At 59.1% G+C, this 11,401-nt stretch carries 7 protein-coding genes; 1 reads left to right on the top strand and 6 read right to left on the bottom strand.

Annotation, left to right across the window (positions count from 1 at the left end; all coding sequences use genetic code 11):
- Positions 1-118: 118 nt before the first annotated feature.
- Positions 119-304 (bottom strand): hypothetical protein, encoded by a 186-nt coding sequence (locus tag HEP89_RS10840; RefSeq protein ID WP_152533293.1) that lies wholly within the window; start codon positions 302-304, stop codon positions 119-121.
- Positions 305-706: 402 nt separating this feature from the next.
- Here HEP89_RS10840 and HEP89_RS10835 point away from each other — a divergent pair, with 402 nt between their 5' ends.
- On the top strand, positions 707-2,680 hold the full coding sequence (locus tag HEP89_RS10835; protein ID WP_075284182.1) for a M23 family metallopeptidase: 1,974 nt from the start codon (positions 707-709) through the stop codon (positions 2,678-2,680).
- Between the two features lie 143 nt (positions 2,681-2,823).
- Here HEP89_RS10835 and HEP89_RS10830 read toward each other — a convergent pair whose 3' ends face one another.
- From HEP89_RS10830 to HEP89_RS10810, 5 genes are all read right to left on the bottom strand, one after another.
- Positions 2,824-6,045: an efflux RND transporter permease subunit gene (locus HEP89_RS10830; protein ID WP_168692011.1), complete on the bottom strand. Its 3,222-nt coding sequence runs from the start codon at positions 6,043-6,045 to the stop codon at positions 2,824-2,826.
- Positions 6,042-7,070: an efflux RND transporter periplasmic adaptor subunit gene (locus tag HEP89_RS10825; RefSeq protein ID WP_168692010.1), complete on the bottom strand. Its 1,029-nt coding sequence runs from the start codon at positions 7,068-7,070 to the stop codon at positions 6,042-6,044. Before HEP89_RS10825 ends, HEP89_RS10830 begins: the two co-directional genes overlap by 4 nt.
- A 13-nt stretch (positions 7,071-7,083) precedes the next feature.
- Positions 7,084-7,287 carry a DUF2892 domain-containing protein gene (locus HEP89_RS10820; RefSeq protein ID WP_152505406.1) on the bottom strand — a complete coding sequence of 68 codons (204 nt, stop codon included), beginning with the start codon at positions 7,285-7,287 and terminating at the stop codon, positions 7,084-7,086.
- Positions 7,288-7,493: 206 nt separating this feature from the next.
- A complete protein-coding gene (gene clpB / locus HEP89_RS10815) occupies positions 7,494-10,091 on the bottom strand; it encodes an ATP-dependent chaperone ClpB (protein ID WP_023002993.1) in 2,598 nt (865 codons plus the stop codon).
- Positions 10,092-10,346: 255 nt separating this feature from the next.
- Positions 10,347-11,042, bottom strand: coding sequence for a DUF4167 domain-containing protein (locus tag HEP89_RS10810; protein WP_197923194.1), 696 nt, complete (start codon positions 11,040-11,042; stop codon positions 10,347-10,349).
- Positions 11,043-11,401: the final 359 nt, after the last annotated feature.

The raw sequence follows: 11,401 nt of genomic DNA, 5'->3' as shown, positions 1-11,401 counted from the left end.
CCTTGTTTGAAAGATCAGCGTACCTGCGTAACTCCTTAAAACCATCAGACATCCAAAAACATCCGATGATCGCAAGGCCAACGCCGCCTACGCTTCCCTTCCTTCAATAATCAAATTGTCAAAGAACCATTCGCCAGTCAGCAAATGCGGCCTGAAAGCCTTCAACCAAAGACGCCGAACCACTCCCTGTTGCCAGGTCGATGCGGCAAAGTTGTTTGGTAGAACCAACAGCGAGGAGCGCCGTGTTGGCGGCGCCGCCGTCGATGGAGGGCGTTATACGCATGGCCTGAAGATGAGTCAACACTCTTTGTCAAAAAAGATTCACACAAGCCAAAACGTACGGATTCCCTTATCTAAATCATCGATTTAGTCCCGGAGCCTCATCTTCTCCCGCGATTTTTTTCGATTTCTTTTTGTCTTTTTTGCTCCGGGAATACGGGAATGCCCACAGCCTCCCGTATGAGCCCCCTTATAAAGAAGACACGTAGCCCTATTGCGACCACAGAACCGACAAATTCTGCTCGTAACCCACCACCTCGAAGCGGTTCGCCTCGTGGGCATCCGTGCAGAAACAATTGACGATTTAAATCAAACACTGCATGTAGCAGGATCTGTTATGTTTAGCACCGCTGAAACATACTGGCCGTGGCCCAGGGCTGCGGGCTTCGGATTCACGCGATAGCTTAAAAGGACCGGACAGGTATTAATGCATTTGGGGCCCTTCCATAGCGCGCAGACCCTACGTATAGAGTTAGGTGAAGAGCCGCCGCTGCGCGGCTACGAAGGCCGCAGTGGCATGTCCGACCGTCGGCAGGTGTCTTTGCGCTGGTTTGCAGGTACCGTCCTGACAGGCGTAACATCACTTGTATTGATGGGTGGAGCCCTCATGGCGGCACTCGACGGTCAATACAGTGTGGAAGCCGCACCCTCGTCCGGTGCATTTCTGAACGGCTTTGCCCTGTCCAGCGGTGGCGCCAAGGGCGATCGCGTCCTGCGCACCGCAGCCGAATATTCCAGCAAGCATGTCATCGACGTTAATGTGGTCACCCGCGAAGGTGACAGGGATCATATTCGGGTCCAGCCGCATGTCTTCGTCAGCGCAACGCTTGCGACCCGCAAGGATCCGGAACTCGCGGAGCGCATTCCCCCGTTCAATCCGTTGAACATGTTCGCGGACAATAACGACGATGATGGCGGCATCAGTGTTGCCGAAACAGGCACTCCGCTTCCGGCCGATTCCATCTATGGCGCAAAGCTGGAAAGCGAAGTCAGCATTTCGCTTGCCCCCTTCCCGACTTCCAGCGGGGACATAGACCTCGACCGGACGCCGTCCGAAACCGAAGTTGAGCTTGCCGTTCGCGAAACCGCGCGCACGCTTTCTATTGACGCTGTCGAAATGGCGGCAAAATCCCTGGTTGATCCGGGCCGCTTCGATTTCAATCTCGCCCTGCAGCCCGACCTGGAACGCTACGCCGTGCGCATCACGCCGGAGAATGTTTCCTTCGTGTCCAAACAGGACGAGGACATCCGCTTTGCCGGAATGGACGAAAGCATCGTTCCCGTTACCAAGGACCAGGATCTGGTCGACGTCATGATGGATTATGACGCGACCGAAGATGAAGCACTTGCAATCTCGACCGCCTTCTCAAGCCTGTTCGGCATTTCGGACCTGACTGAAGGACAAAGATTGCGGATCGCCTATGCACCGTCGCCGGACGATCTGGAGCGGATGCGTCCTGAACGCGTCAGCCTCTATGAGAACACGGAGCACCGCGCTACGGTCGCCCGCTCGGACAGTGGCGCCTATATTGAGGCCAAGGAACCGAGCACGTTCCTTGCTGATGCCTTTGAAGAAGCCGACCGTGTTTCCTACGGCGGCCCGACCCCGGCAATCTACGACAGCCTCTACCAGACGGCTCTCGAACAGGACATGCCTGAAGAGATCATCAACGATCTGGTGCGGATGTTCTCCTTTGACGTCGACTTCAATGCGCGGGTTCAGCCGGGCGACGCCCTTGAGCTGTTCTTCACCGACGGCGACGACAACAGCCCGCCGAAGATCCTGTATGCCGCCCTCAACACCGGCAACACCACACGGGAATTCTACCGGTTCCGCACGCCAGACGACGGCGTGACCGATTTTTATGATGACACCGGTCAGAGCGCCAAGAAGTTTCTTATCCGCAAGCCGCTCAATGGCGGCAAGTTCCGCTCCGGTTTCGGCATGCGCCGCCACCCGATCCATGGCTACACCAAGATGCACCGCGGTGTGGACTGGTCTGCTTCGCGCGGAACGCCGATCATGGCGGCCGGGAACGGCACAATCGTCAAAGCCGGCTGGAGCTCCGGCTATGGCCGCCGTATCGAGCTGCAGCACACGAACGGCTACACCACGACCTATAACCACATGAGTGGTTTTGGCAGCGGCATCCGTGAAGGATCCAAGGTCACCCAGGGCCAGATCATCGGATATGTCGGCTCCACCGGCCTGTCGACAGGCCCGCACCTGCACTATGAAGTGCTCGTCAACGGCCGTTACATGGATCCGATGCGTATCAAGCTGCCGAAGGGCCGTACGCTGGATGGTGAAATGCGCACAGCGTTCGAAACCGAGCGCTACCGCGTCGACACCTTGCTGGACCGTGTCCGCAAGCCGTCGCGGATCGCTGCCATCAACTGACACTCCTGAAAAACAAAGTTCGGCCGGGGCCTTCGTGCCCCGGCCGAACTTGTTGATGTCTGCACTCCGGACAGGCTTCGATCATTCGATCCCCGCCTGAGGGACCGGCACCAGCTTGACGCCGGCGACAATCAACCTGCCGCTCATCCAGCTTCCGAAACTTCCTTCTGTCGTGCCTGGTCGCGGCGCAGAGCCATGTAGATCGCCGGGATTACCAGAACCGTCAGGATCGTCGACGATGCCAGACCGAAGAGCAGCGAGATCGCCAGCCCCTGAAATATCGGGTCGGTCAGGATAACTGCAGCGCCGATCATGGCGGCAAGCGCTGTCAACAGGATCGGCTTGAAGCGGATTGCCCCGGCTTCCAGCAAAACGTCCAGAAGCGGTTTGTCGGGCGTGCGCGAATGCTGGATGAAATCGACCAGCAATATGGAGTTGCGCACGATGATGCCGGCAAGCGCAATGAAGCCGATCATCGATGTCGCCGTGAATGGCGCAGCAAACAGCCAGTGCCCCAGCATGATGCCGATCAGCGTCAGCGGAATTGGCGTCAGGATCACGAGCGGCAGTTTGAAGGAACCGAACTGGGCCACCACCAGGAAGTAGATGCCCAGGATCGCCACCATGAAGGCACCTCCCATGTCCCGAAAAGTGACCCAGGTGACTTCCCACTCGCCATCCCAGAGCAGGGTTGGCCGCGTTTCGTCTTCGGGCTGACCATGGAACGAGATCACCGGTTCCCCGTCAGGTCCCCAATCCATGTCCTGGATCTTTTGTCCAACAGCCAGCATCCCGTAAACCGGCGCTTCGAACGCGCCTGCCAGTTCGCCGGTTACCATTTCAACCGCACGCCCGTTGTGACGGAACACCGGAAAGGATGTCTTTTCCCTGCGAACCGTCACCACGTCGCCAAGCTCGATCACGCCCCGGCCTCCGGGCAATGCATTGGCCGGCACCGGCGTTGCAAGCACCGCTTCACCGATCACCATGTCGCCCTTTGCTAGATGGATCCGGATCGGAATTGGATAACGCGTCCGGCCTCGATGCGAATAACCGACCTCCGTTCCACCATAGAGGCGCCGAACGGTGTCGAAGACATCGCCCTGCTCGACCCGGTGATATTCAAGCCGGTCCTGATCGATGGCGATGCGCACCCGGTCGGCCTGGGTTCCAAAGGAATCGTCGACATCCACGATGAACGGCACGTCCTCGAAGGCCTGGCGAACCTTGCTTGCAACCGCGCGCCTGGTTTCGGCATCGGGCCCATAGATTTCCGCAAGCAGTGTCGCCAGAACCGGCGGCCCCGGGGGCGGCTCCACCACCTTCAACACAGTACCGGCGGGAAGGTCGAGACCTGTCAGCATCTCGCGGATATCCAGCGCGATGTCATGACTTGTCCGGTCCCGCTCCCCCTTCTCGGTGAGATTGATCTGCACGTCACCCTGTTCAGGCAGTGCCCGCAGATAGTAGTGGCGAACCAGTCCGTTGAAATTGAAAGGCGATGCAGTGCCGGCATAGGTCTGGAACGACAGGATTTCAGGCACCTCTCCCAAACGGGCGACAATTTCCTGAAGAACCCTGTCCGTGTCCTCGACCGAAGACCCTTCCGGCAGATCGGCAAGCACCTGCAGCTCCGCCTTGTTGTCGAATGGAAGCAGTTTCACCGTAACGTCGGTGGTATAGAACAGCGCAAGCGAACCGATTGTGCAGACGCCGACGATCAGCAGAAAGCCCCAGGCGCGCAGGCGCGAACCGATCAACGGTCTGGCGACCTTCGCGTAAATACGACCCAGAGCCCCGCCATGGGCCGCAGGCGCATGGGAATGGCCTCCGCCGCGGCCAGCGAATTTCATCATCAGCCAGGGTGTCAGCATCACGGCAACAAAGAACGAAAACAGCATCGCTGCCGAAGCATTGGCAGGAATCGGTGCCATATAGGGGCCCATCAAGCCTGAAACGAACAGCATCGGCAAAAGGGCGACGATGACCGTCAGCGTTGCGATGATGGTCGGATTGCCGACTTCCGCCACCGCCTCCACCGCGGCTTGCGTCCGGCTGCGATCATCCGACATGCCCCAGTGCCGGGCGATGTTCTCGATCACCACGATGGCGTCATCCACCAGGATACCGATGGAAAAGATCAGGGCAAACAGGCTGACACGGTTGATGGTGTAGCCCATCAGGTAGGCTGCAAAGAGCGTGAGCAGGATCGTCGTCGGGATCACCACCAGTGTCACCAGCGCTTCGCGCCACCCGATCGCCAGTGCGATCAGGACGACAATGGAGACTGTCGCAAGCCCAAGATGGAACAGCAGTTCATTGGCTTTTTCATTGGCGGTCTCACCGTAGTTCCGGGTGATCTCCATATCCACGCCTTCGGGAAAGAGATCTCCGCGAATTGCTTCAAGCCGTGAAACGATTTCATCGGAAATCACCACCGCATTGGTGCCCGGTCGTTTGCCAATGGCCAGCGACACCGCCGGGGCCAAGGTCAATGCTCCATCTTGCTTGCGAATATGGGCGACCCTGTGCTCTGCCGGTTGAGTGGCAAGGTCGATGCGGGCGACATCACGCACATAAACGGGCCGGGCATCACGAGCGGTCAGGAAGAGATTTCCGATCTCTTCGGCCGATTGCAACGTCTCCCCTGCGACCAGAACGCGCTGCTCTCCGGCTTCGCGAACATAGCCTGCGCGGAAGGACTTGTTGGCGCCCTCGATCTTGGCAGCCAGCTGCTGCAGCGTGATTCCGTAAAGCGACAGTTTTTCCGGGTCAGGTTCAACGCGAATGGCTTCCGGCTGCTCCCCGACGATGAACGTGAGACCGATGTCCGAGAGTTTGGCGATTTCGGTCTGAAGTTCACGCGCGATCCGGGTCAACCCGTTTGCCGTCCACCGTTCGGCGCCCCCCGGTGTCGGTGTCAGCGTAACGACGACAATGGCGACATCATCAATACCCCGGCCAACAATCAATGGCTCCGGAATGCCGACGGGGATCCGGTCCATGTTGGCGCGGATCTTTTCGTGCACGCGCAAGATGGCAGCGTCCGCGTCGGTCCCGACGAGAAACCGTGCCGTTACCAGCACACGGTCGTCCTGGGTCTGGGAATAGATATGCTCGACACCATCGATCGCCTTGACGATCGTCTCCAGCGGTTCCGTCACCAGTTTGACCGCATCATCCGCATTGAGGCCGTTGGCTTCCACATGAATATCGACCATCGGCACGGAGATTTGCGGTTCTTCTTCACGTGGCAGGGCAACAAGAGCAATCAGCCCGAGGGCAAGGGAAGCCATCAGAAACAGCGGGGTGAGCGGTGACCCGATGAAGGATCGGGTCAGCCATCCGGCAAGACCGAGTTTCATGGCACCAACACCCGATCACCGGCACGCAGTCCGGTCAGGATTTCGACCAGAACCGTCCCGTCGTGAAGAACATTTGTGCCTGGAACCACGGCGACAACCTGGGTGCCAGCCGCAACGGCAACCTGCACATAATCGACACCATGCCGGATCGAAAGAGCAGCTTCCGGCACCGCAATGACCTGACGCTCGCCGACGGGCACATGAACAAGTGTGCGTTCGTTGACGAAATAGTCTCCCAGGCCATCGACATCGACATCCGCCGTCACCCGGCCTTCGGTAATTTCAGGATAGACCTTCACGATCGTTCCGAAGGTTTGCCGGGTTGCGGTGCTCCCGGTCTCCGCAGCCTCGGGCCTGGGGTCAAGACCACGTCCCCCCAGCAGGACTTTCGCCCCTGAGGTTATTTGGGCGGCATGTCGCTCCGGGATGGAGAGACGCAGGAAGTATCGGCCGCTGGCAATCCGGGCGACTTCCTCTCCCGGCAGAATGACCGAACCTTCCGTGACCGGCACTGTCAGAACGCGTCCGGCATTGGGGGCCAGGATCTCGCCTTCGCTGGCACGTTGGCGTACGACCGCCATCTCCGATTCCGCCGCAACGGTCTGGTTGGTGACCACATCGAATTGTGTGCGCACCTGGTCCAGCCGGCTTTGTGCCGCGCTGCCACGGGCAACCAGTTGCTCCACACGTTCCAACTCGGTGCGGGCATTGTGAAGCTGGGAGCGCAGAACCTCGATCCGGGCCTCCGCAGCCCCCAGTTCGAGTGCAATTTTCTCGTCAACCACCAGGGCAATGACCTGGTCAGCTGACACGACATCACCCTCGCGCACGGAAATTGTCTTTATGGTTCCGCCAATGCGGGCACGGGCAGGAACGACCGTCCGACTTTTGACCTCGGCAAATACCGCCTTGGTTTCCGGTACGGTGATCGGCTCGGCCAGAAATTCGCCGGCACGAGCCACCGGCGCGGCACCCGACGCTGCAGCCAGCGTCAACAGGAAGAAAATGAAGATACCGCGTCTCATCTTGTCCTCCACCTTACGAGAAGGCCACTCCCGGTTTCATGCCGAGCTTTTTGAAAATGATTGCTGCCGGACAAAAGCCGGTGACGGATGCCTGCATCAGGTTCAAGCCGACAAAGGCGTTGAGCAGATACCAGTAGGGCGAAACGTAAAACCCCAGCGCCAGGGACAAGAGCACCATGGCACCTGCAAACATCATGACTGCACGATCGACTGTCATCTGAGTCTCCTTGATCGGATCAGCCGCCCTGGGGTTTCACCGAAGCGCGGCTCTTGTTTCACATTTATGAATATATGAATACCACAGCTTTTCGCGGGCCCGTTTGACAAAACGCAAATGCCCAGGCCAATCGAGCCACAAAACGAAAAACCCGCGGAAGTGTCCTTCCGCGGGTTTCCTTTTCATATCTTTCAGCTTGCCTCAGGTCAGGCGGCTGCGCTTTCCGAACCTTCTACTTGGAACATCAGGCGGTCTGACCCAGCCGTGACATCCACTGTCTGGCCGTCGAGGATTTCACCGGCAAGCAGCTTTTCGGCGAGAGGATCCTGAACGTCCTTCTGGATCACCCGTTTCAGCGGCCTCGCTCCATAGGCTGGGTCGTAGCCCTTCTGGGCCAGCCAACCGAGAGCGCCGTCGTCCAGTTTCAGCGTGATCTTGCGATCGCTGAGGAGAGCCCGCAGGCGCTCCAGCTGGATCTTGACGATATCGGCCATCTGCGCCCGCTGCAGGCGATGGAACAGCACGATCTCATCGAGACGGTTCAGGAACTCCGGACGGAAATGACCCCGCACGGCGCTCATCACCTCGTCGCGAACCGCATCCGTATCCTGACCTTCCGGCTGGTTGACCAGATACTCGGCCCCCAGGTTCGAGGTCATGATGATCAGCGTGTTGCGGAAGTCGACCGTCCGGCCCTGACCATCGGTCAGCCGACCGTCGTCCAGAACCTGCAACAGCACGTTGAACACGTCGCTATGCGCCTTTTCGATTTCGTCGAAAAGCACGACCTGATACGGGCGCCGCCGAACGGCTTCCGTCAACGCACCACCTTCCTCGTATCCGACATAGCCAGGAGGAGCGCCGATCAGACGGGAAACGGAGTGCTTCTCCATGTATTCCGACATGTCGATCCGCACCATTGCGCTGTCGTCATCGAAGAGGAACGACGCAAGTGCCTTGGTCAGCTCGGTCTTGCCGACACCGGTCGGTCCGAGGAACATGAACGAGCCAATCGGCCTGTTCGGATCCTGCAGACCGGCACGCGCCCGGCGCACCGCAGTGGAAACCGCATGAATGGCTTCTGCCTGGCCAATGACCCGGTTCGCCAGCATGTCTTCCATCTGAAGCAGCTTTTCGCGCTCGCCTTCCAGCATCTTGTCGACCGGAATTCCGGTCCACTTCGAAACGACCTGGGCAATGTGAGCCGGCGTCACGGCCTCATCGACCATGGCATCGGCATCCTCTGAAGCTTCCGCTTCGGCGAGTTTGCGTTCCAGCTCCGGAACCACGCCGTAGGCAAGCTCACCAGCCTTGGCCAGATCACCGCGACGCTGCGCGATTTCCAGGTCGATGCGGGCCTGTTCCAGCTGTTCCTTGATCTTCTGTTCAAGGTTCAGCTTTTCCTTCTCGCCCTGCCAGCGGTTGCTGAGTGCCTGCGACTTTTCTTCCAGATCCGTCAGCTCCTTCTCGAGCCTGGACAGACGATCCTTTGAAGCTTCGTCGCTTTCTGCCTTCAGCGCCTCGCGCTCGATCTTGAGCTGGATGATCCGGCGATCCAATTCGTCCAGTTCCTCCGGCTTGCTGTCGACCTGCATCCGCAGCCGGCTGGCGGCTTCGTCCACAAGATCGATCGCCTTGTCCGGCAGGAACCGGTCGGTGATGTAGCGGTTGGAAAGAGACGCTGCCGAGACGATGGCACTGTCGGTGATACGGACCCCGTGATGGAGTTCGTACTTCTCCTTGATCCCGCGAAGGATCGAAACCGTGTCCTCGACCGTCGGCTCGCTCACGAACACCGGCTGGAACCGGCGCGCCAGAGCCGCATCCTTTTCAACGTGCTTGCGGTATTCGTCCAGCGTCGTCGCACCGACACAGTGCAGCTCGCCGCGCGCCAAAGCAGGCTTCAAGAGGTTGGAGGCATCCATGGCCCCATCCGCCTTGCCGGCGCCAACCAGCGTGTGCATCTCGTCGATGAACAGGATTACCTTGCCCGCGGCCGCCTGGACTTCGGACAGAACACCCTTCAGGCGCTCCTCGAACTCACCCCGGTATTTCGCACCGGCAATCAGCGAGCCCATGTCGAGCGCAAGAAGCTGCTTGTCCTTGAGCGATTCCGGTACATCGCCATTGACGATGCGCAGCGCAAGGCCCTCTGCAATCGCGGTCTTGCCGACCCCTGGTTCACCAATCAGAACCGGGTTGTTCTTGGTACGGCGCGACAGGACCTGGATGGTCCGGCGGATTTCCTCGTCACGGCCGATCACCGGGTCGAGTTTGCCTTCCCGGGCAACCTGGGTCAGATCCCGAGCGAATTTCTTCAGCGCGTCATACTGGTTTTCGGCAGTCGCGGTATCGGCCGTCCGGCCCTGGCGAAGCTGGTTGATTGCCTCGTTCAGTCCGTTTGGCGTAATGCCATGCCGCTTCATCAGCTTGCCGGTTTCGCTGTCGCTGTCCATGGCAAGGGCGAGCAGAAGCCGCTCCACGGTGACGAAACTGTCTCCGGCCTTGTCAGCGATCTTCTCGGCCTGCTCGAACAGACGTGCGGTTGCCTGGCCCATGTAAAGCTGACCGGACCCACCGGAAACTTTCGGCATCTTGTCCAGAAGGCCCTCAAGATCGCCCTTCAATGCCTTGGCGTTGCCGCCGGCACGGTCGATCAGGCCACTGGCCATGCCTTCGGGATCATCCAGAAGAACCTTCAGGATGTGTTCAGGTGCGAATTGCTGATGGCCCCGCCCCAAGGCAAAGGTCTGAGCGGACTGAACAAAACCGCGCGCACGCTCAGTGTATTTTTCAAAGTTCATAAGTTACCTCCTACCCGTCCGCACCACCCGAAGCGTGGGGAACGATCTGGAATACGGACCCCTGATACGGGCATCCGCACAGCCTTTTGCAGTGCTGCTCCTCTAATATAGTGTTGCATATTCACCACAAAAGCCCCTGCGGCATCTTATTCTGTGCCGTCCGGAACGGATGTCTGCAAGCCAAACAAAAAACGGCGCCCATCATGGACGCCGTTTTATCTGTTTCAGCTTTATCGAGGCTGACTATCTACCGGATCATTCTCCGGCAGGTGCCTCGGCCGGAGCCTCTTCAGCCGCCTTGGCACGACGCGGGCGCGCGACCCGGCGTCGCGGTTTCGGCTGATCCTCTTCGTCGGAACCGCCAGAAGCTTCAGCACCGTCCGCGGCTTCCGCCGAGGCCTGGCCTGCGTCAGCCTGATCACCGGAGGCCCGGCGCGGCGTGCGCGCACGAGGTGTCCGGGGGCGGCGGCGCGGCTTTTCGTCCGCTTCGTCGTCGCCGGCTTCGGCTTTCTCTGCCTTCTGGGAAGCGCCGTTGACCTTACCTTCCTGATCGATGACAGGCATGTCGTCGATGAAAGGCTGCGGGCTGTCGGCATCCATCAGGTCGTTGTCCGAAGAGGACACGTCCTGGGAAGACCGTTCTGCGCCATTGGAGTGGCCTGAGCCATTCGTTGCCGCGGCTTCGAAACCGTCTTCGGCTTCGTTGCGGGAAGAGGCATGCGCCATCGGCTGCTGTTGCGGCTGCGCGGCAGCCACAATGCGCAGATAGTGCTCCGCATGCTGGTTATAGTTCTCGGACATCACCCGGTCGCCGGATGCCTGGGCATCTCGTGCAAGCTGCTGGTACTTCTCTGCAACGTGCATCGCAGTACCGCGGATTTTCACATCAGGACCGTTTGATTCGTAAGTCCGGGTTAACGGATTTGGGCCCTTGCGGCCCCGTCCGCGCATACGCTTATTGCTTTGATTACCTGGTCTCATCCTGCCGTTTTCTCTTAAGGAACGGCGGTCAGCTTGACGCTGACCCAACATCGGAATTGCCTAAAACCGACACGAAATACCTGCCGAAACCAACAATGCTGGTTAGCGGCTGTCATTGAAAACATACGCAGCGCGCTAAAGGCCGATGGCCAACGCGATTGTCTTTTTCTTCGACAGTCCGAAACACCGGATAGTCCGATTTGCAACGGTTTCCAAAACGCTGAAGTTGCGCCGGTTCCCAGCTGCCGGATGCGCATGCCCCGCTAAACGCTGATAACATTTCCGGTCTCGGCAAGAGGAACGTACCCGTTTCCGTTGCGATTTCCAAG

The organism is Labrenzia sp. 5N, from assembly GCF_012395805.1.
Taxonomy (GTDB): domain Bacteria; phylum Pseudomonadota; class Alphaproteobacteria; order Rhizobiales; family Stappiaceae; genus Roseibium; species Roseibium algicola.
This window is presented reverse-complemented; position numbering and strand designations above follow the sequence as displayed.

What these genes read in the sequence shown, in the direction of transcription:
- HEP89_RS10835 (WP_075284182.1), top strand. Translation starts at nt 707, where the DNA reads ATGCATTTGGGGCCCTTCCATAGCGCGCAGACCCTACGTATAGAGTTA.
- HEP89_RS10830 (WP_168692011.1), bottom strand. Translation starts at nt 6,045, where the DNA reads ATGAAACTCGGTCTTGCCGGATGGCTGACCCGATCCTTCATCGGGTCA.
- HEP89_RS10825 (WP_168692010.1), bottom strand. Translation starts at nt 7,070, where the DNA reads ATGAGACGCGGTATCTTCATTTTCTTCCTGTTGACGCTGGCTGCAGCG.
- HEP89_RS10820 (WP_152505406.1), bottom strand. Translation starts at nt 7,287, where the DNA reads ATGACAGTCGATCGTGCAGTCATGATGTTTGCAGGTGCCATGGTGCTC.
- clpB (WP_023002993.1), bottom strand. Translation starts at nt 10,091, where the DNA reads ATGAACTTTGAAAAATACACTGAGCGTGCGCGCGGTTTTGTTCAGTCC.
- HEP89_RS10810 (WP_197923194.1), bottom strand. Translation starts at nt 11,042, where the DNA reads ATGCGCGGACGGGGCCGCAAGGGCCCAAATCCGTTAACCCGGACTTAC.